The 20,777-nt window shown below is 36.4% G+C and carries 22 protein-coding genes; 15 read left to right on the top strand and 7 right to left on the bottom strand.

From position 1 onward, the window contains the following. Nucleotides 1-16 precede the first annotated feature (16 nt). From DS745_RS15810 to DS745_RS15800, 3 genes are read left to right on the top strand one after another with little or no spacing between them, the layout of a single operon-like run. Nucleotides 17-400: a GntR family transcriptional regulator gene (locus tag DS745_RS15810; RefSeq protein WP_129079208.1), complete on the top strand. Its 384-nt coding sequence runs from the start codon at nt 17-19 to the stop codon at nt 398-400. Continuing rightward, the gene (locus DS745_RS15805) at nt 393-1,091 is read left to right on the top strand and encodes an ABC transporter ATP-binding protein (RefSeq protein WP_129079207.1); all 699 of its coding nucleotides are present in this window, start codon (nt 393-395) and stop codon (nt 1,089-1,091) included. Before DS745_RS15810 ends, DS745_RS15805 begins: the two co-directional genes overlap by 8 nt. After that, nucleotides 1,088-1,888 (top strand): hypothetical protein, encoded by an 801-nt coding sequence (locus DS745_RS15800; RefSeq protein ID WP_129079206.1) that lies wholly within the window; start codon nt 1,088-1,090, stop codon nt 1,886-1,888. The genes DS745_RS15805 and DS745_RS15800 overlap by 4 nt, the downstream gene beginning before the upstream one ends. 46 nt (nt 1,889-1,934) lie before the next feature. On the opposite strand, the gene DS745_RS15795 is transcribed toward DS745_RS15800, so the two are convergent. Next, nucleotides 1,935-2,126 (bottom strand): hypothetical protein, encoded by a 192-nt coding sequence (locus tag DS745_RS15795; RefSeq protein ID WP_129079205.1) that lies wholly within the window; start codon nt 2,124-2,126, stop codon nt 1,935-1,937. Nucleotides 2,127-2,390: 264 nt separating this feature from the next. Between DS745_RS15795 and ilvA the strand changes: the two genes are divergently transcribed. The 4 genes from ilvA (at nt 2,391) to DS745_RS15775 (ending at nt 5,559) form a co-directional block, all read left to right on the top strand. Beyond that, a complete protein-coding gene (gene ilvA / locus DS745_RS15790) occupies nt 2,391-3,638 on the top strand; it encodes a threonine ammonia-lyase IlvA (protein ID WP_129079204.1) in 1,248 nt (415 codons plus the stop codon). 126 nt (nt 3,639-3,764) lie between these two features. Then, on the top strand, nt 3,765-4,673 hold the full coding sequence (locus DS745_RS15785; RefSeq protein ID WP_129079203.1) for a chemotaxis protein: 909 nt from the start codon (nt 3,765-3,767) through the stop codon (nt 4,671-4,673). Between the two features lie 149 nt (nt 4,674-4,822). After that, the gene (gene yhfH / locus DS745_RS15780; protein WP_129079202.1) at nt 4,823-4,960 is read left to right on the top strand and encodes a protein YhfH; all 138 of its coding nucleotides are present in this window, start codon (nt 4,823-4,825) and stop codon (nt 4,958-4,960) included. A 140-nt stretch (nt 4,961-5,100) separates the two neighbouring features. After that, nucleotides 5,101-5,559, top strand: a complete 459-nt coding sequence (locus tag DS745_RS15775) for a divergent PAP2 family protein (RefSeq protein ID WP_129079201.1) — start codon at nt 5,101-5,103, stop codon at nt 5,557-5,559. Nucleotides 5,560-5,621: 62 nt separating this feature from the next. Here DS745_RS15775 and hcp read toward each other — a convergent pair whose 3' ends face one another. Beyond that, a complete protein-coding gene (gene hcp / locus DS745_RS15770; RefSeq protein WP_129079200.1) occupies nt 5,622-6,923 on the bottom strand; it encodes a hydroxylamine reductase in 1,302 nt (433 codons plus the stop codon). Between the two features lie 264 nt (nt 6,924-7,187). On the opposite strand from hcp, the gene DS745_RS15765 reads away from it, so the two are divergent. Both DS745_RS15765 and DS745_RS15760 read left to right on the top strand, forming a co-directional pair. Further along, nucleotides 7,188-7,940 (top strand): DUF3891 family protein, encoded by a 753-nt coding sequence (locus DS745_RS15765; protein WP_161568286.1) that lies wholly within the window; start codon nt 7,188-7,190, stop codon nt 7,938-7,940. A gap of 402 nt (nt 7,941-8,342) precedes the next feature. Beyond that, nucleotides 8,343-8,984, top strand: a complete 642-nt coding sequence (locus tag DS745_RS15760) for an HD domain-containing protein (protein ID WP_129079198.1) — start codon at nt 8,343-8,345, stop codon at nt 8,982-8,984. 41 nt (nt 8,985-9,025) lie between these two features. Here the strand turns inward: DS745_RS15760 and DS745_RS15755 are convergent, their stop codons facing one another. Then, nucleotides 9,026-10,399 carry a C40 family peptidase gene (locus DS745_RS15755; protein WP_129079197.1) on the bottom strand — a complete coding sequence of 458 codons (1,374 nt, stop codon included), beginning with the start codon at nt 10,397-10,399 and terminating at the stop codon, nt 9,026-9,028. Nucleotides 10,400-10,530: 131 nt separating this feature from the next. Between DS745_RS15755 and DS745_RS15750 the strand changes: the two genes are divergently transcribed. Continuing rightward, entirely contained in the window at nt 10,531-11,400 is an 870-nt protein-coding gene (locus DS745_RS15750) for an alpha/beta hydrolase (RefSeq protein ID WP_129079196.1), read from the top strand. On the opposite strand, the gene DS745_RS15745 is transcribed toward DS745_RS15750, so the two are convergent. Further along, nucleotides 11,366-12,520 (bottom strand): MFS transporter, encoded by a 1,155-nt coding sequence (locus tag DS745_RS15745; protein ID WP_338324547.1) that lies wholly within the window; start codon nt 12,518-12,520, stop codon nt 11,366-11,368. The genes DS745_RS15750 and DS745_RS15745 overlap by 35 nt on opposite strands. A 227-nt stretch (nt 12,521-12,747) precedes the next feature. Here DS745_RS15745 and DS745_RS15740 point away from each other — a divergent pair, with 227 nt between their 5' ends. Next, complete coding sequence (locus tag DS745_RS15740) at nt 12,748-13,011, top strand: hypothetical protein (RefSeq protein WP_129079195.1); 264 nt, start codon at nt 12,748-12,750, stop codon at nt 13,009-13,011. 38 nt (nt 13,012-13,049) lie between these two features. After that, complete coding sequence (locus DS745_RS15735; RefSeq protein WP_129079194.1) at nt 13,050-14,090, top strand: C40 family peptidase; 1,041 nt, start codon at nt 13,050-13,052, stop codon at nt 14,088-14,090. A 37-nt stretch (nt 14,091-14,127) separates the two neighbouring features. On the opposite strand, the gene DS745_RS15730 is transcribed toward DS745_RS15735, so the two are convergent. The 3 genes from DS745_RS15730 to DS745_RS15720 all read right to left on the bottom strand — a co-directional run bounded on the left by DS745_RS15730 (nt 14,128) and on the right by DS745_RS15720 (nt 16,847). Beyond that, nucleotides 14,128-15,048, bottom strand: coding sequence for a 3'-5' exonuclease (locus DS745_RS15730; protein WP_241657877.1), 921 nt, complete (start codon nt 15,046-15,048; stop codon nt 14,128-14,130). A gap of 173 nt (nt 15,049-15,221) precedes the next feature. Then, nucleotides 15,222-15,839: a DUF6198 family protein gene (locus tag DS745_RS15725; RefSeq protein ID WP_129079192.1), complete on the bottom strand. Its 618-nt coding sequence runs from the start codon at nt 15,837-15,839 to the stop codon at nt 15,222-15,224. Between the two features lie 174 nt (nt 15,840-16,013). Next, nucleotides 16,014-16,847: a DUF2935 domain-containing protein gene (locus DS745_RS15720; RefSeq protein ID WP_129079191.1), complete on the bottom strand. Its 834-nt coding sequence runs from the start codon at nt 16,845-16,847 to the stop codon at nt 16,014-16,016. A gap of 161 nt (nt 16,848-17,008) precedes the next feature. On the opposite strand from DS745_RS15720, the gene DS745_RS15715 reads away from it, so the two are divergent. From DS745_RS15715 to DS745_RS15705, 3 genes are read left to right on the top strand one after another with little or no spacing between them, the layout of a single operon-like run. Then, nucleotides 17,009-18,508: a spore germination protein gene (locus DS745_RS15715; RefSeq protein ID WP_129079190.1), complete on the top strand. Its 1,500-nt coding sequence runs from the start codon at nt 17,009-17,011 to the stop codon at nt 18,506-18,508. Between the two features lie 13 nt (nt 18,509-18,521). Next, nucleotides 18,522-19,613: a GerAB/ArcD/ProY family transporter gene (locus DS745_RS15710; protein WP_161568285.1), complete on the top strand. Its 1,092-nt coding sequence runs from the start codon at nt 18,522-18,524 to the stop codon at nt 19,611-19,613. Then, nucleotides 19,606-20,724: a Ger(x)C family spore germination protein gene (locus tag DS745_RS15705; RefSeq protein WP_129079188.1), complete on the top strand. Its 1,119-nt coding sequence runs from the start codon at nt 19,606-19,608 to the stop codon at nt 20,722-20,724. The genes DS745_RS15710 and DS745_RS15705 overlap by 8 nt, the downstream gene beginning before the upstream one ends. Nucleotides 20,725-20,777: the final 53 nt, after the last annotated feature.

The raw sequence follows: 20,777 nt of genomic DNA, 5'->3' as shown, positions 1-20,777 counted from the left end.
TGAAAGGAGGAGTTTTATGAAAGTATCTTTTGATAACTCCAAACCAATTTATTTACAATTGATGGATTATTTTTATCAACAAATTTGTAACGGTACCATAAATCCTGGGCAAAAGCTGCCGTCTGTTCGAGAGACGGCAGTAGAAGCTGGGGTGAATCCAAACACTGTCCAAAGAACATATGCAGAAATGGAACGCAGTGGGATAGTAGAAGCTAAGCGGGGCCAAGGCTCATTTGTAACTGTGGATGAAACAATCATTAAGCAGTTACGAGAAACGATTTCTGAACAATATGTTACGACATTCGTGGTCTATATGCAAAATAACGGTTTTTCTGAAACCGAAATTATTGAGCAAGTAAAAACAGCGTTAGAAAGATCTAGGGGTGAGGAGAATGGATAATATCATTACGTTTCAAAATGTCTCGAAAAGATATGGATTGTCAAAAGCACTAAATGATGTGAGTTTTCAAATTCCAGCTGGTGGAATTATTGGTTTAGTCGGTCATAACGGAAGTGGAAAATCGACTTTATTAAAGCTTATCGCAGGATTAGTCAAAAAAACATCTGGAGAACTAACTGTATGTGGAGAAAGTGTTACCAGATTAATAGGTAGAAACGTTGCTTTTTTAGCAGAAGTAGATTCATTATATGACTTTTATACGGTTAAAGAGACCATTGAATTCTGTAATGACGTTTTTCCTGATTTTAATGAGCAAAAAGCATTTGAAATTGTAGCTACTTTAAAGGTCGATCAGACGAAAAAGGTTGGTACTCTTTCAAAGGGAAATCGGGCAAGGGTAAAGATTGCAATTAATCTCTCGAGGAATGTCCCCTTATTAATTATGGATGAACCTCTTTCAGGGCTAGATCCGCTAGTAAGAGAGGATATCATTAAAATGATTGCAAAGTATGTTGAAATGGAAGAGCAAACATTAATCATCTCCACTCATGAAGTAACAGAAATTGAACCTTTATTAGACCATGTCATTTTGGTCAGGGATGGAGAAATTGTGTTATCCCAGAGAGTGGAGGAGCTTAGAGAAACAAAGGGACAAAGCGTTCTTGACGCGATGAAGGAGTTGTTAAAATGAGTTGGTTAATGCTATACAGAAAAGAACTTCGGTTAACAAGAACTAAATTTATGATTAACATTGGCTTTCTATTAGCTTTGGTAGCAATTCTTTGGGTGCTCATCGAAAGATATAATCCAGCATTCATTGCATTGATAGTGCCTGTTGTTCTTGTCCACTTGTTTTATTTGTTTTTTGCGATGTTAGATTCACTTAGGCAAGAGTGGAAACAAAAAACAACTGTATTTTGGCTGAACATTCCAACAAGTGGTTGGCAGTTGTTAACAGCCAAATTTGTTGCAGCTACGACTCAATTGGTCGTCTCATTATCTCTAACACTACTGTTCCTGTATATACTACTACAACGGAGTATAAATCACTTTATCGATTCAACAATAGCCAACTTCATTTTAGAGCAATATCAATCTTATTGGTGGATTTTGTTTTTTGGTATTCTCATTGCGTCGCTACAGGCCGGGGGTGTTGTCACGTTTATTTATATGATGGCAAAATCGATACGTAGATGGGGTTGGTTAGTTGGAATAGCAATTGTCATTGCAGGTAGTTGGTTATGGGTGAAATTTCAGGAAACGGTTGTTTATCGAAGTGTAACAGAATGGGGAGCACTCCTCAGTGAAAAAAACATCATGGAAACTTTATCATTTCATTTTGACTCGTTCAAAAACGATCCAAACATCCACATGGAAGTGACGAACAATGCTGTTTTATATGTAGGAACAGCAGTTGTTGATGTTCTGATTGTCGTGATTATTTTATACGCTTCTGCATGGCTATTAGATCATAAGGTAGAAGCTTAACTAAAGAAAAACCATTACTTTTAAGGAGTAATGGTTTTTTTATAGGTTAGTTATTGTCTCTAAATGGCAAATAAATCATAATTGCAAGAGTAACAATTGATAATAATACAAGAGGCCCCTCATATGCTGAAACAGCAGCAGCTTCTTTTTCTCCGCCACCACCAGCAGCTAATGTTGTACCAGCGAAAACAGTTAAAAACGCAAGTAAAGTAGTAAAAAGTGCAAACATCTTTTTCATGTAAATTCCCTCCTCCAAAAATTTCAATCCTATGTATATAGTATTAATACTAACATTATAGAATTAACTTACCTGAATAGCAATAAGTGAAAGAAAATGGCAACAAATATGTTGAATTTTATTGTTTTCTTTGGTGGATAATCTGTGGAATATTCAAAAAATTATTACTTTATAGTATCATAATAAAAATAAAACCATGCTATAATGATTTAATCAAATAAAAGTACTATGGGCAAGTTGTTCGTAAGTAGGAAAGGGTTAAAAATGAAGAAGGTAAAAATTGAGGATATCGTAATTGCACACCATAGTTTAAAGGATGTTGTGGTTCACACACCACTTCAATATAACGATGTTTTGTCTGAGAGATATAACTGTACCGTCTATTTGAAAAGAGAAGATTTACAAGTGGTCCGTTCGTTTAAAATTCGCGGAGCTTATTTTTTCATCCAGAGTCTTACAAAGGAAGAAAGAGACTTAGGAGTAGTTTGTGCAAGTGCTGGAAATCATGCGCAAGGTGTCGCTTACTCTTGTAGGCATTTAAAAATAAATGGAAAAATATTCATGCCAAAAACAACCCCAAGGCAAAAGGTTTCACAAGTAAAACGTTTTGGTGGTGACTTTGTCGATGTTGTACTCTGCGGGGATACATTTGACGATGCCTTTCATGAAGCGATGGAGTATAGTACAGCAAATAACAATATTTTTATCCACCCATTTGACGACCACAGAATTATTGCCGGGCAGGGAACGGTAGGTATGGAAATCATGGATGATATGGATGAACCAATAGACTTTCTATTTATGTCAATAGGAGGCGGGGGGCTTTCCTCTGGAGTTGGCACTTATATTAAAGGTGTTAGTCCAACTACAAAGCTAATTGGAGTTGAGCCTGAAGGAGCACCTGCAATGAAATCTTCAATTGCCAAAGGTAAAGTTCTCTCATTAAAGAAAATTGATAAGTTTGTGGATGGAGCAGCGGTGAAAAAGGTTGGTGAGCTTCCCTTTGCCATTTGTCAATCTTTACTGGATGATATTGCTATTGTCCCAGAAGGAAAAGTATGCACGACAATACTAGAATTATATAACGAGAATGCGATTGTAGCAGAACCAGCAGGAGCATTACCTATATCCGCTCTTCAATTTTACCAAGATGAAATTAAAGGGAAAAATGTTGTTTGTATCATAAGTGGTGGAAATAATGATATCGGTCGTATGCAAGAAATTAAAGAACGATCGTTAATCTATGAAGGGCTTCAACATCATTTTATTATAAACTTTCCACAACGTGCAGGGGCTTTGCGTGAGTTTTTAGATGATGTTTTAGGACCTGATGACGATATTATACGTTTTGAGTATACAAAGAAGAATAATAAAGATAATGGTCCAGCTCTAGTAGGGATTGAACTCAAGCGTAGCGAAGACTATCATGATCTAATAGTCCGAATGAAGGAACACGAAATTGAGTTTATAGAAGTAAACAAAGATGAAAATTTATTTAACCTATTGATCTAGTAATTCAAGATTGTTCTAGAACATTTAATTAATTAATGGTACTCTATGCATATACAGGGGAAGTAAAACTATTTAACGATAAACCCTTTGATACAGAACTGTTTTATACTTAAGGAGGAAATCAGGGTGGCTAGCGATCATAAAGGAATTTTATTAGAGAGTGGAACAAATGAACTAGAGGTCATAGTTTTTTCAATAGGAGAGGGCGTATTTGGTATTAATGTAATGAAAGTTAGGGAGATCATTAACCCCCTACCAGTTACAAAGATGCCTAACGGTCATCCAAATGTAGAAGGAATTATTAGGCTAAGGGATGAAGTAATACCCGTAATTGACTTAGCAAAAGTTATTGGATTTCCAGCTTCTGAGCGACCAGAACAAGATAAAATTATCGTTGCAGAATTAAATAAAATGAAAGTGGCTTTCCATGTTCATAATGTATCTAGAATTCATCGCATTTCATGGGAGCAAATTGAAAAACCAACAAAGCTTTCACAAGGCCTTGAAGGCTCGACAATTGGTGTTATAAAAATGGATGAGAACATGATTTTGCTACTTGATTATGAGAAGATCGTTGTTGATATAAGTCCAGAGTCAGGAATTAATGTCGGTCAATTGAAAGCATTAGGACCTCGTGAGCGTTCAAATAAAAAAATTGTTATTGCTGAAGATTCGCCTGTCTTACGAAAATTATTAGAAGATACGTTGTCTAGTGCAGGGTATAAAAACTTGCATTTCTTTGAAGACGGGAGACAAGCATGGGATTACTTAGAACAATTGGGTAATAATAAGAACACAATCTCAGAACTACCGCATGTGATTATTACTGATATTGAGATGCCAAAGATGGACGGGCATCATCTAACAAAACGTATAAAAGAACATAAAGTCCTAAATGACATTCCAGTTGTCATCTTTAGTTCACTAATTACTGGAGATTTATTTCACAAAGGTGAGCGTGTAGGTGCAGATGCTCAAGTAAGTAAACCGGAAATTGTTCATTTAGTTCAAAAAATTGATCAATTGTTATCATAATAGACAAGTGAAACATACCTAACCAAGGTATGTTTTTTTATTGCCTATTTTCCAAAAAAAATAAGATTTGTTGTTGTAATACAGATATTGTTGTAGTACAATTATGTTATAGTACAAAAGACAATCATATTTACAGGGGGAATGCAGCGATGACTTTAGGATCTGTAGTCGAATTTTTTAGGAATTTACCACCGAAACAATGTTCATGTTGTGGAAAAGAAGTACGTGAAATGCATGATTGTTATACTCACGAGTGTGAAAAGTGTGAAACGGAAAATCTAAAATAGTGAATGAATGATATTCCCTACAAGGAACCTTGTAGGGAATTTTTTTGTGTTATAACAGACAGGTTAAGAAGATGACTGAATAAGACCAAACGTAGTTACAAAAGCTATCACTACTAACGAAGTAAATCGGGGGGAAAAACATGAGAGGAATTATCGCAGCAATCGTTTCGATCGGACTTGCCCAATTTTTAAAGGTTCCAATCAACGGGATAATTACAGGGAAATGGGACTGGAGGCAACTAGTTGGGTCTGGTGGTATGCCTAGTTCCCATGCCGCAGGAGTGACCTCGCTAGCTACATATGTTGGTTTGAAGCTTGGATCCCGTTCATTAGATTTCGCATTATCTGTCATCTTCGGGTTAATTGTCATGTATGATGCTCAAGGTGTTCGAAGACATGCAGGAGATACCGCTATAAAGGTAAATGAACTTGAAAAAAGAATAGACCAATTAAGCGGGCAAGACAATGATTCTTCGCATGATAACAAGACGAAGGAATTAAAAGAAAGTATTGGGCATCAACCAGAGGAAGTACTTGGTGGAGCTTTATTAGGCTTCTTTGTAGGATTAGTTTGTTTCTTTAACGGAAATAAGAAATAAATAAAAACGAAGGCTTAGCCTTCGTTTTTGCTATTCAAAAGGGGGGAACCTTTATGAATGAATTATTTAGTTGTAGTTAATTGCAACATAGTAGCCATGTCTTCTTGTGCGTTACCAATTAACTGCAAGTTAAATGTTTCTTGAAGTACGTTTAGAACACCTTCACTAATGAACTCTGGTGGTTTTGGTCCGATACGAATATCTTTAATTCCTAGTGAGAATAAACCCAAGAGGATAGCAACAGCTTTTTGCTCAAACCAGGATAAGACGATGCTAACTGGTAGGTCGTTTACTTCACAGCCAAACGCCTCAGCAAGCGCAATAGCAATTTTCACTGTTGACCCAGAGTTATTACATTGGCCTAAGTCAATATACCGTGGGATGTCTGTTCCAGGAACAGTTCCATAGTCTACATCATTAAATCTAAACTTACCACAGGAAGTGGTTAATATAACTGTCTCAGGTGGTAGTGAAGTAGCTAACTCTCGGTAATAGTCTCCACCTTTTCCAGGAGCATCACAGCCTGCAATAACGAAGAAGCGCTTAATTTTACCCGCTTTTACTGCATCAATAATCTCAGGAGCAATCCCTAAGACTGTTTCATGATGGAAACCAGTCACTAATGTTTCGTCTGATTCTATGTTTGCTTCTGGTAACTCTAACGCTCGCTCAATAAGTGGAGAGAAGTCTTCACCTTGGATTTTAGTTACCCCTTCTAAACCAGCAATTTCGTATGAGAAAAAGCGATCAGCATAGGAACCTTTAATTGGCATGACACAGTTCGTTGTAGCCAAAATAGCCCCCGGAAATTTTTCGAATAAGCGTCTTTGATCAAACCATGCTTTCCCAATATTTCCTTTTAAGTGTGAATATTTCTTTAAATGAGGATACCCATGGGCAGGCAGCATTTCTGAGTGAGTATAAATATTGATGCCTTTACCTTCAGTTTGTATAAGTAGCTCTTCCAAAGCAAATAAATTATGTCCAGTTACAACAATACATTTACCTTCAATTTTATTTTGAGAGACACGAACTGGCTCAGGAATACCTAATCTTTCTGTATGAGCACGGTCTAATAAATCCATCATTCTTACTGTTGCCGTACCTACTTTTAATGCCATTTCGATATGTTCTTGTAAGTTAAAATTTGAGTTCGTTAGTGTTAAATATAGTGCCTCCTGAGTAATTTTTTCTACTTCAGGATCTGTATAGCCTAATTGTCTAGCATGTGTAGCGTAGGCAGCTACCCCTTTTAGTCCAAAGATGATTGTGTCTTGTAAGCTAGCAATATCTTCGTTTTTCCCACAGACCCCAATTACTGTACAGCCACCTGTTGGCGTTTGTTCACATTGATAACAAAACATGATGATTTCCTCCTAGTACCCAGTTGTATTTTTTCTCTATATTGTTGTTAGAAACGACAGGTAATCGTTTCCTTTACCTGTACTAATCATACTTTGTAACTTCTAGAGAGGCAGTGATAATTATCACGCGAAATAACGTCTTGAAAAAATTTATTAATATTTTTACTGTGTTTAAGTTGAAAATTATAGAAATTTTAAAACAATTTTGAATAATGTAAAATAGTATATAGTAATTCATGAGTACAAAAATTGAGGTGGGGAGTTGTGGTTGTAACAGAAAAAGATGGGGAAATCTTATTGTTTGAGCAGCATGAGCATGCAAGAGTTTGTGGAGAGCTAGCACGTTTGTGGAGAGATGATTATTTTATCGGGCACAAATACAAAGACTCAGTCATTTATGCTATTGATGAGCATGATAACGGTTGGATTGAATTAGATCAATATCCACTAGTAAATGAAGAGACAAAACTACCGTATTCTTTTGTAGATTACCCATTAACACCGAAGCTTGAGGCATACGTAAATGGTATTAATCGCATAGCAGAATGTGATCCGTATGCTGGGTTAATTTGTAGTCTTCACTACGCTTCATTTTTTGAGCACTATACTAACGGTAGAGGGCAAGATTTTCTTTGTCAGGAACGACGTCGACAAAATAAGTTACGTCAGTATGTAAGTGTGAATTTTGCTAGCTTAAAGTTCCATTATGACCTATTGCAGTTTTGTGATAATTTATCTTTGTACTTATGTATGAACGATCCAGGGGTTAACAAAGAAGAAGAGTTTTCCTGGTTCAGACGAGGATTTTCACAGGTATTTCCTTATAACAACCATCAAAAAATAATAGCTCATTGGCTCGATCGAGAAACTGTGTCTGTTACTGCTTTTCCTTTTTGTCGAGAGGTAACGGTTTCGCTAGATTATAAAACTATAAGGAGAAGTCAACTTCCTTCATTACAGTATCAATATGAACATAGTGAAGTTAAACAAAGGGTCGTGACGTTAGTGAAGGGATAAAAAATCTCCTTATTAAATCATTCTATAGGTAACAATGAACGCTAGGTATTTAAAAGCCTAGCGTTTAAAAATTATATTAAAGTTTTTAAGTTTTTTCCAAGTGACGAAAAAAGCCTAAATCATACTTTTTTGGTAAAATAGAGATGTTACATAATCAATCCCACTACAATTTGACAATTCTCCCACATATAATCATTATAAATAGAGTGGATATTCCTGTTGTGATGGCAGTCACAGTTTTTTTAAAAATTTACGTTTTATTAGAGTACACATGCATATCTGAACCTAAAAATGCTAATTTTGTTGAGAATATCACTATAATTCAGAAGTTTATTTGTTGTATGACATAGTTGGGTTTGTAAGTGCTGGGGCTTGAAAATAAAAATATGAGGTGTTTTCCTGATGAACGAACTGAAGATATTAATAGAAGCAGAGCAATATGTAAGATCCATATTAGAAAATGATAGTAGTGGACATGATTGGTGGCATATCCACCGCGTAAGAAGCCTGGCTAGGCAAATTGCTGCCCACGAAGGAGCAGATATCTTTATTTGTGAGTTAACCGCGTTGCTTCACGATGTGGCTGATGATAAGCTTTTTGAGAATGAAGAAGAGAGGTTAGCAGAATTAGACGATTGGTTGTATAAGAATGATGTGGAAAAAGACATTCGTGAACAAATCGTGGCAATTATTAAAACGATGTCTTACAAGGGTGGAAATAATACGCCAGTTGAGTCGTTAGAAGGTAAGATTGTTCAAGATGCGGACAGGCTTGACGCTATAGGGGCAATTGGGATTGCTCGTACCTTTGCTTATTCAGGTGCAAAAGGACAGTTAATGTATGATCCATCGATCGCTGTGCGCGAGGAAATGAGTAAAGAAGAATACCGTAAAGGTCAAAGTACTGCGATAAATCATTTTTATGAGAAATTGTTAAAACTTAAAAGCTTAATGAATACTGAATACGGAAAACAACTAGCTGAAGAGAGACATCAGTATTTAGAGGGATTTCTAAATAAATTCTTAGAAGAATGGAACGCTTGATATGATATAAGACAAGGTTGGCCAAATGGCCAACCTTGTTTTTAATTTATCCGTCTAGCCCCTAAGTATCTTGAACTCCAATATGTCATTGTCATATCACTGATTGTCACCCCTGAGGATGACCCAGCATGGAGAAACTTCTTATTTCCTAGGTAGATCCCAGCGTGTGAGGGACCCTTCCGATAGGTCTGAAAAAAGACAAGATCACCGACCTGTAAGGTATTAACAGGTTTCCCGTAACTCCAAATATCAGCTACTGTTCGTGGAATAGTAATTCCTTGTTTTTTATATACATACATAAGAAAACCACTACAATCGAAGCCGTTCGGAGTAGTGCCTCCCCACCTGTAGGGTGTACCAATAAATTTCTTTGCATACTCAATGATTGTAGTAGAGTGAGTTTGGCCACTGTCAACAATCTTTTTTTCTGACTGAGCAGGTGGCGAGCCAGATCTAGAAGGCATTGGTGCTGATGGAGCAGTCTTTAGATGTAATATTGTATTTTTTCCTGCAATTCCATCTACAGCAAGATTATTTTGAATTTGATAGTTACGAATAGCAGCCTCGGTGATTGGTCCAAAGGCTCCGTCAACTAGTGAATGATAATATCCTTTATTTTTTAATAACCGCTGTAGATCTTTAACTGCCTGCCCTGTGTCACCGTTTTGTAACAGGTCAACGGTAGTAATATCATTTTTTTCTGCTTTTTTAATGGTTTGGTTTATCGTAGGTGCTGGAATGTCAATCATATCTTCACTAGCCGCAAAAACGGTAGAAAGCACGTTTTCATCCTTACTGTTTTCGTGAGTAACGGTAATGGAAACCCCTGCTAAGTGCTGATAGGTTTGCTCACCAACGATGCCATCAATAAAGAGACCATTATCTTTTTGATAAGATTTAACCGCTTCTTTTGTTCTTGAACCGAAAATCCCGTCCTTATCAAAATGATAGTAGCCAGCATCTTTTAATTTCTTTTGAATTTCTGTAATTGCATCTCCATTATCACCGATGCGGAATAATTGTCCTTCTTGAATTTCTAGTAAAACATGGTCTTCTACTTCAATTTCAGCAATATCTTTATTAATAAATAAAGCCGCTATTGTTTGAGGACCAGCAACTCCGTCGACATTTAGCTTTTTTAATTTTTGAAATTGTCTTATAGCTGCGTGTGTTTTAACACCATAGACACCAATTTCTTCTTGAGCAATTTCTAAATCATATTCTTTCAGTTTATGTTGAATTGAGAAAACTTTAAACCCAGTATGACCAAAACTAAAACGTTCACTAGGATCAAGCGTGACATCTTTAATTACTATTTTGTGGTCTATAGCTTCAACTGGTAAGGGATTAGTTAAAGCAACACTAGCAGCTAATGATGTTAATATTACCTTTTCACTAACTGTATCTACTTTCATAAAACCAGTACCTCCTTAACTAAGTTGTCGTAAAATTAATGCTGTAGAGGCTTTTTTGGCGTTGGCTTAAAACATTTTATGCAAAATAAGTTAAAATAGAACAAGGAGTATAAGTTAGGAGGAACCTAGAGATGAACGAGAATATTAAAGTATTCAATAATCCGAACGAGTATCTATCTTTTTACGGTATTAACACAGGGTTATCCTTTTACTATCAGAAAGAGAGACTAGAAGAGAAAACGTGTATTCATATTTTTGAGCCAGCCAGTAGTACCGAGAAAACAGTCTTACTTATCCATGGTTACTTTGATCATACTGGTTCTTTTAAACATGTCATTAATCACTTTCTTGCTTGTGGGTATCGGGTTATTGGCTACGATCTAGAGGGCCACGGATTATCAGCTGGAAAGAGGGGAGAAATTCAAAGTTTTAATGATTACGTTCAAGCCTTTAGAGGGGTCTTATCGTTTTGTAAGCAAAAAGACTATTATCCCAATATCGTGATTGCTCATAGCACTGGGGCGGCTATCTGTACACAATATCTATTACAGTACCGGGATAACTTTGAGAAGGTGATTTATCTGGCCCCTTTAGTTCGTGCTGCAAATTGGTATTATGTAGTAGCTTCTTCAAAAGTAGTACCGAAGTTTAAACAAGAGTTAACAAGGAAATTTGCTGAAAATTCCGGGGATCAATCTTATTTAGAATTTGCGAAGAAAGATCCATTACAATGTAGAAACATTTCAGTTCCATGGGTATTAGCGATGATCGAGTGGAATAAAAAAGTAGAAGAGCTTCCGCCTTCTACTCAGGATATCTATATAATACAAGGTACAAATGATAAAACAGTTGATTGGAAGTACAATTGTGAGACGTTACGAAGGAAATTTCCTTTTGCACAAATTGCTCTTGTAACGGATGGAAGACACCAAATTATGAATGAAGAGCCTATAATTAAAAACCTTATTATTCATTTGATCGAGAAATATCGCCTGCAGTAATTCGCCGATAAATAAGCGAAGCTAGCAATCCGATGCAAATGGCCCCAATTAACAAACCTTGATTTGGTAGGACGTTTAATGCACCTATGAAAAACGAACCAGCTACCACACCTAATGAGAAAAAAGCATAAAAAAGCCCAAACGCTCTCCCACGTTCATTTTTATCAGAATGGTCAATAACCAGAGCTGTAACTGAAGGGAAGATTAAAGCGAACCCAATTCCGTAAAAAAACATTCCGATAAAAAGCACGCCAACTAGGTTAAAGGAGCTAAGGATTATGAGGGCAATCGAAATAAATAACATCCCTATAATCATTAATCTTTCTCGTCTAACTCGGTCAAACACTTGGTTCGTAGGCAAAACAAAAACCAAAATGGCTACAATGCCAAATGTGCTCAAGAGAATTCCGGATAGCGCAACACTTTGGTCGGCAGCTTCAATTTTTAAGGGAAGCATATAAGCTAAAATTCCCATTGTTAACATCAACGAAAAAGCACCGATATAAGCATTTACTAGAGGCGGCAAGCGGAGTAATTTATTTATGCTTGCCATCGAAAACTTCTCCTTTTCTGATCTAGGGGAGTAATTCTCTTTTAATATTATTGATACTAGTAGAGCAGAAACAAAAAATAGAATACTAATGATATAGAACACCCAGTCGATTCCGAACGAATTTGTAATGATCGCTCCAAATGCAGGTCCAATAATTGCTGCTATGCCAACGCAAGCCCCTGAAAAAGCCATTGTTTTTCCTCTTGTGGTAGTACGAGAATGATCTCCTAAAAATGCAAAAGCAGCAGGAACAAGTAATCCTCCACCAATACCATGAATCGTCCGGATGGCTAGCAATTGAAGTGGGGTGGTTACCATTGTATATCCGAGTAGACAAATACTCACGAAAAAAAGACCAATGACAAGTATTTTCTTTCTTCCAAACTTATCAATCCATACACCGGCAATGATGTTACCGCCCATATTGGCAAATGAATACATTCCGATAATCAATCCAATTAGCAGGCTATTCGCCCCGAGGCTAAGGGCAAAAGGAGCGATAATTGGTAGTTGAGCAAATGTATCTAGAAATGCTATGACAATCATAACGTAAAGGAAATATAACACAGCTATCCTCCTAATTTGTAATACAGGGTAAAATACGTAATTATACATTACCTCACATGTAGGGATGATAACAACTGATAAACACATCATTTTGGTGTGTTTTTTTTCGGGAAAGTTTTTATGAAACATAGAGATATAACCGAAATTTACAAACACTAAACTAAATCTACGTATGTTTCTTAAAGAATTACCAAAACTAACAAAGGAAAAAGGAAGGGGGCTAACTGATGGGAAGTATCCCAGTCGAGCAAGCAATGCTAGCTATTCAACAAGCAAAAGTGGCGATCCAACAAGGATTGAAACGAACAGATAGTGAGCAGTTTTCAGCAGTCGAAAAACAGTTGCAACAAGCTTTGCAAATCATTGATGATGCAAAACAAAAGTCTAGTGCTAATGAAGGTCAGCTACTTGAACAGGCGAATGTTGCCGTTTTAGATACGATTGAACAGCTTCAGCAAACGAAACTCCCGCCTAATTTACAGAATGGTTAAACTACATCTAGATTGAAACTAAGGAGAATGAGGAAAGTATGTTAAAAATATCTCGATTGCTTCTATTATTAATTATCACATTATCAATAACAGCTACACCGGTTACTGCCTTTTATGAAAACGTTCCTGAAGCCGGAATTGCTATTAACGGGAAAATGGTAGACGGAATAAAACCTATTAGAATAAACGGCAAATACTACATACCCTTTACAACAGTTTCTAAGATATTAGGTTATAACTTTATCCAGTTTGAACGAAACACAAGTACGTTTGAAGTGACAGATGGTTCTACGGTTGTACGTATGACAATGGGGGGATCAAGAGCGAGGCGAGGCGATGAGTATATGAATATTGATCCAGCCCGCTGGGTGAATAATACGGCTTATGTCTCTTTAGATGCAGCAAGTAGCCTGTTCAATTCATTTATCTATTTTAAACAAGAGAATGGCTCCATTCAGGTTGAAAAGCCAGCAAGTCGCTATCGTGTTCAGGCTGGCGACACTCTATGGCTAATTGCGCAAGCTCACCATACTACTGTACAACGGTTAATGGCAGCAAACGGACTGACTTCATCCCAAATTTTTGTCGGACAAGTCTTAAGATTACCACCACGTGAACATACAAAGGAAATGGAGCCAATTAAAGAAAAAAGACCTGTTGAGAGAGCTCCTCAAGGAAGCACGACAATCCAAACTGAGGTAATAAATGTAGCGAGAACAGCCATTGGTGCTGGATATAAATTTGGAGCCACTCTAGCAGAAGCTCCACGCTTATTTGACTGCTCTTCTTACACACAGTGGGCGTTTGGCCAAAGAGGAGTAACAATTCCACGAACCTCAAGAGAGCAAGCTGGGATAGGAGTATCAGTAGCGACAAATTCATTAAGGCAAGGAGATTTATTGTTCTTTCAATCGCCAACCCTCTATTCCGACGGTAGAGTTGGACATGTAGGAATATACATGGATGGGGGACATATGATCCATGCATCCTCGTCCAATGGTGTACACATTACGTATAATGTATTAAATAACAGTTATTGGGGAAGAAATTATCTTTTTGCGAAACGTATTATCCAATAGAATCAAACAAACGAAGATCCTATAGGGTCTTCGTTTGTTATGCAGTAATTTGCTGTAAAGGTGTAGTCATATGTTCATGAAATATAATAATTTTACAGCCATATGAATAATGTTTGTTGTAGCTTCCGATGAGATTATGATAGAAATCAACAAGTAAGCGCACATATAGTAGAATTTCTTCGTTAAACATTCGGGAACGATTTAAGAGGATGTTTTCATACTTTTTAACCAACTTACCTGTTCGCTTAAGAAGCTTTTTTGCACTACGAATATTTGAAATGATAGAAATATCATTAAAAAGGTGCTGAAGGTCTTCTTTTAGTAAAGTTTTTAATCGTCCGTTGATGTCATCTTCTACGGTAACTTCTTGGTTCTGAAAAATAAATTGATTTAGCATAATTAAGTCAGTTTTCACAAACTCTTCGCTAAAGGCTAAATAAATACGTAGTGTGTTATAAGCATCGTACATTGGATTATGCTTATCACCCTCAAATTGTAACCCGTACAAGGCTAGTGCATTTTCTACAGAGGGATTTGTTTTTGAAACCCTTTTTGAAAAGATCGCTTGAAAATCTACATACCGGTTTTTAATAGGTGCTATTTTCGATCGAGGGACGTCATGACTGAAAGCATCTAGCTCTAACCGGGAAATATCGTTTGAAGACCATGAAAAGAAACGACTTTGCTTTATATTACCTATCCACTTGATGAAATCATCTAATACAAGAGGAAATGAGTCAGCGCTAGCAATATCATTATCACTAATTTGTGTTAACTCTTTACAAAAAATACTTAGTGGTTCCGTTTGTTTAGGTTTAATAAACCGATCAAAATAGGTAATTTTCTGTGTGTCAATATCGTATTTCGCTGCCCCAAGTCGGATACTTTCCATGTTCGCATAAGACATACCTTCTTTAGAGCAAAGCATCTCAAAGTCAAAAAAGACAAATTGTCTCACTTCAGTCAATAGACTCCCTCCTTTCTCACAATTGCTAATTATAAAAGAATCATATAGAAGATACAATGCGAAATTATTTCCATACAGTATTGGGTCTACTTAAAGTCATGTGAAAGTGTGTATTGGAAAAACTGAAAAATCACCTATTTTCTATTATAGGTGATTTTTTTCTATTAGGAATTTGCAGCATCTTGTAAAACGCTGGTGTCTTCAGTAACAACCCTTGTGGTCTCTATCGATTTATAGCGACCAATGATATAAGAAGCAATCACAATACTAATAATAGATACAATCGCACTATGCCAACCTACTAGAAATGCTGCAGCTATAATGATAAGCGAATCGCCAATCAAAATACATAGACCGCGGTTAATTCCAAATCTCTTATCTAGGTATAAAGCTAGAATATGTATACCACCTAGTGAGGATCCATTATTAAGTACAAAGGAAACACCGATTCCAATGAATATGCCAGCAATAATGGCAGCTACAATAGGATCCATTTGAATTGAGGGTACAAGTAAATCAAGAGAGTCCCTCATAATGGATATTCCGATAATCGACATAAAACTAGATAATGTGAACCAACGCCCTAACTGTTGGAATGAGATCAGGAAAAAAGGTAGATTTACGATAAAGAACAAAGCACCCCACGATAATGGAATTATGTATGTTAGGATTGTCGCTATTCCGGCTGTTCCTCCAAAAGTTAACATATTTATAGTTAATAACTTAATCCCTAGAGCAGTCAAAAATAAACCAAAAAGTACCAAAATAAACTTTTTCCCCATAACCAATCCCACCTAAAATAGTTTTATCATTTTAATAGGTTAAAGCAATAAAGGTTAGAGGTCAATATAGGAAACTTAGAAATATTAATAAAAGTTTATTCTAAATATTTAGTGAAACGGTAATAAAAAGCTAAGTAACTACAGGAAGCCCCTGCTGATACTTAGCTTCATAATTTAGGTGTAAGATGGCTTTGTTAGTGGGCATTGAGCAGCCTGATTACTTAATTCAGGCGCATAATAACTTAATTTCTTAATAAAATAACACGTTTCTGGAAGATGATGTTCAAGAAAACGAAGAGTTGTTCTTGTAAACATTTCTGAACCTAGGTAGAGTCCAATGACTTCTTTGACAAAATTATACATGTCTATTGTTGTTTGACCAATTTGTCTTGAGAGACGTTGTTGCCTAGGTGTATTAGGTGGGGAAAAACGCAAGATGGAACGCATTTGTTTATTTTGGACGATATAACCTTGAAATCTAGTAACATACATCTCTGTCTGACTAGATAATGTTAGTTCAATAGGATCAAGTACATTTCGGAACAGAACAGCGTGACCTAATTGATCTTCTAACCATAAGTCAAGAAGATCCACTAGTGGTAGTGGAGGAAAGTTCTGACCAGTAACATAATAGGTTAATATCCGGATGTATTCTTGGTTTTCTCCTAATGTGCCATTTAAATATGTCGGGGAAAGGTTTAAATTTACTTTATTTTGTACGCGTAAGCTTTGTAAATGTCCTTCAAATTGGAAATAACCTGTTACAATTGGCCAAGCCTCTTTAGAAAATTCAATTAATGCATTTGAACTAAATGATAAGTTAGGATCCAATTGGCTCAACTTGACTCGTAATTGCTGAAACGCTTGTATATATTGATTTGCAGTGTCTACGTATTGCTGTTCACTAGGTGACAAGTGGTCTCTGACGAAGTAAGCATGATCTTCTAATATCTCTAACCAAAACGCATGTTCTTCCCATGGACGAATTAAGTTTGCTGTATCTGTCACTGATAATCCCCTCTCACTAAATCATTTTCAACTCAAAACATTTATATGTCTAAATTCAGTAAAAAGAATGAAGAATTGCGAAGATTTGTACCCAATGGAATAATTTTGTAGGTGTTAGCAAACGTTAACGATAAGTTACATTTATTGGAGGACTTTTCACAATGAATGAAAAAAATTGGCAAAAGAAAAATAAATTAGCTTCACTTAATGAATCCTCAGAAAACGAAGCTAAACAACCAGCTTCCTCTGATGAAGATGAAAAGCCTTCGTTGGAAGTAATTAAAGAATTTTTTAATGATTGCGGAGATTTTTTAGAGAAAACGTATTGTGAAGAATCCGTTAAAGTGGTTTATTTAAGTACAATCATAGACGGAACCAGACTAGAAAAGGATATTTTAGACCCTATATCTTCATTAAAAAAAGAAGACGTTTCATCTTGGCTTAAGGAAAAAGATATATCGGAAGCCACAAAACTTAAAGATCTAAAAGATGAAATATTGGCTGGAAGTGCCGCGATTTTCTATAAGGATAAAGCCTATTTTTACAATGTCTTCGGGCCAGAACAACGAGGCGTTGAAAAAAGTGACACCGAGTCAATCATTATTGGTGCACATGATGCGTTTGTTGAAGACATAAACAAAAATTTATCCTTAATTAGGAAACGTCTAAGAAGTTCCAATCTCAAAGTAATTAAGCTTCGAGCAGGAGAAATCACCAAGACGAATATTTATGTCATATATATCGATGACCTGGCCAACATGGAGTTAGTGGAGTTGCTAAAAAGTAACATAGAGAGCATCGAAACTGATGCTATTTATGATTCAAGTATGGTAACACAATTAATTGATGAGGCGCCTGATTCATTGTTTCCACAGTATTATACAACAGAAGTTCCTGAGGTTGTCGTATCAAAGCTTGTAGAAGGAAAAATCGTGGTTTTAACGGATGGAAGTCCAATTGCGTTTAGTGCACCTACGAATTTCTTTGAATTTCTACAATCACCGGACGATTATAATCAGCGATATTGGATTGGGACGAGTTTACGGATCCTTAGATCAATAGCAATATTTATTACAGTGTTTTTCACAGCTCTCTATGTGGCAGTAATCACGTTTCATTATGAGGTGTTACCAGAAGATTTACTGATCACTTTAGCCGAGTCAAGAGCGAGGGTTCCGTTTCCGCCATTAGTAGAAGCACTCATCATGGAAATAACAATCGAGTTACTCCGAGAAGCTGGAGCTAGATTACCGACAAAGGTTGGTTCAACCATTGGTATTGTAGGTGGTATTGTTATCGGTACGGCGGCAGTTGAAGCAGGATTTACAAGTAATGTCTTAATTATCGCAGTAGCAAGTTCGGCAATAGCCTCATTTGTTTTACCTAGCTACAACATGAGTAATGCTATTAGGATTGTTAGATTTTTTATCATAATACTTGCAGGATACTTGGGTATTTTTGGAATGATGATTGGTTTAGCATGGTTTACGATTCACGTAGCTAGCTTAACAAGCTTACGAACACCGTATCTAATTCCATTAGCACCTTTTTATTGGAAGGAGTGGAAAGATATTTTTGTACGGTCGCCTTTTTACCTTTTGAAGGAACGAGGGGCTCAAGCGAAAACAGCAAACAAAACCCGAACGAAAATGAAGCAATAAAGGATTGATGCCGATGAATGAAAAAATCCATTTTACACAGATAGCCGTAATAGTTTATTTGATCCAATCAGGGATCATTCTCTTTGCTTTACCCCGGCTTGTAGCTGAAGCCTTTGGCACAAATGGTTGGCTAGGGATATTTGGATTATCAGGGATTGTCTTAGTGAACATATATTTGATTCATCTTGTCTACAAAAAAGGAAATGGAAGATCGATTTTTCTAATCCTAGAACAGAACTTACCAAAATTTTTGTTGTATCCATTGTATCTGTATTTAATTGTTACTTTGGGTTTATTAGGGATTTTAGTCGCGAAAAACTATTCGTTGTTAATTCAGTTAACAATGTTTGTTGATGTAAACCCAAATCTTTTACTATTCTACTTTGTGATTGTTTCAATCTTTTTTGTTTCAAAAGGAATTTATAATATGGGGAAAATTGCAATTGTTTTCTTTTTCTTTACGATATGGACAATATTTTTATTACTTATTGTCGCTCCGGAGTTCAGCTTTACTCGTTTAACACCGTTTTTGTTTCAAAATCCCTTAGATCCGATGAAAAGTGGTCTTGAGTCATACACGGCCTTTCTTGGCTTTGAGATAGTCTTGTTTCTGTTCCCATATGTCCAAAAAGATGGAAACTTCGGGAAAGCAATCGTGATTGGACATTTGTTCACTACATTTATTTATGCAGCTGTTTGTTTTATCGCGATGGGCTTTTTTAGTTTAGAGCAGTTGCGCAATATCCTTTATCCAACCCAGGTAATTCTTAAGCATATGGAGACGCCTTTAATAGAACGAATTGAGAACTTAGTATTTGGGGTGTTTCTATTAAAAATCATGGTGACGGTTGTTTTTTATCATTGGGCAGCATTAGAGGTTACAAAGCAAATTTTTCCTAAAACAAAAGAATTAAAGCTAATTATAGGTCTATTTATGGGTACTTTTTTGGTTGCGCTGATCCCAACGATTCAACGGGAAGTTAATGAGTTGTTTTCGATGGTTGTTACGCCGTACGTTTTCTTTGCTTTTTTCTTTCCGATACTCCTATTGTTCCTATTATGGGTAGAAGGAAAACGAGCTAGGAGGGAAAAAGACATTGCGTAAGTTATTGCTACTTTTTTATATCACATCACTCATTTTGTCAGGATGTGCCCAGAAACGGATTGTCGAGGATATGGGCTTTATTCATAGTATCGGTTTTGAGCTAAATGAAGCTGAAGATGCTGAGGAAGAGGGAATTTTAACTATTACAATCACTTTCCCACAGGTTAGACCATCAGCAGCGAAAGATCATGTCGTTTTGTCAACCATAGCCCATACAAGTAAGGAAGGCCGTACAAAGTTGGCGAGACAGACAGAGCGTGTCTTAGTAAGTGGGCAATTACGTAGTGTAATGTTTGGTGATACTCTAGCGAAAATGGGTTTTTTTGATACGATTGATACATTTAAGCGAGATCACGCAGTAGGATTAAATTTAAAAGTGATTGTTGTCAACGGAAGCCCAAAAGAGATGTTAATGACTGAATTTCCTGAGCATCCACGAATTGGTCGCTATATTTTTGAACTACTTGAGAAAGAAGCTCAAACACATGTAACCGTTGATACGAGCCTTCATGAATTTATCCGTGATTATTATGATGATGGGATTGATCCTATTGTACCTTTAATGAAAGCAGGGAAAGAGGAAGTGATTCTTGACGGAATTGGACTCTTTAATGGCGACAAGTTAGCTATGCAAGTTGACCCGAAAAAAGCTCGAGTATTTCTTATGTTACATGAAAATCATCTAGGAGGTACTCTCACAAAACAAATGCGCTTAAAAAATGAGACAAAAGAGGATGATTATTTATATATCACCTTTAACACGTTAGAATCAACTAGAAAAGTGAACGTGCAATCTCCGAGTGAAATACAAGTGAATATTGATGTGAAGGGATCTATCGATGAATTCACTGGTTATGTTAAGTTGTCTGATGACGAAGCACAAAAAGATATTGAAAAAAAATTAGCAGCCTACATTAAAGAGACATCTGAAGAGATTATTGAAGAAATGCAACAGAACCAGACGGATAGCCTTGGTTTTGGGCAGTTTGTACGAAATAGTTTGAGTTATAAAAATTGGAAAGAAATGAAGTGGAAAGAAGAAATTTATCCAGACGCAAAAATTGATGTAAACGTAAACGTAAAATTAAAAGGCTTTGGTGATGTAAAATAGAAAGACCTCACCTGTTTCCACGTGTATACTAAATGATTAAACTGTAACACCGT

The sequence above is a fragment of the Anaerobacillus alkaliphilus genome, from assembly GCF_004116265.1.
Lineage (GTDB): Bacteria > Bacillota > Bacilli > Bacillales > Anaerobacillaceae > Anaerobacillus > Anaerobacillus alkaliphilus.
Note: the sequence above shows the minus strand (reverse complement) of the source record. Positions and strands in the feature narration are given on the sequence as shown.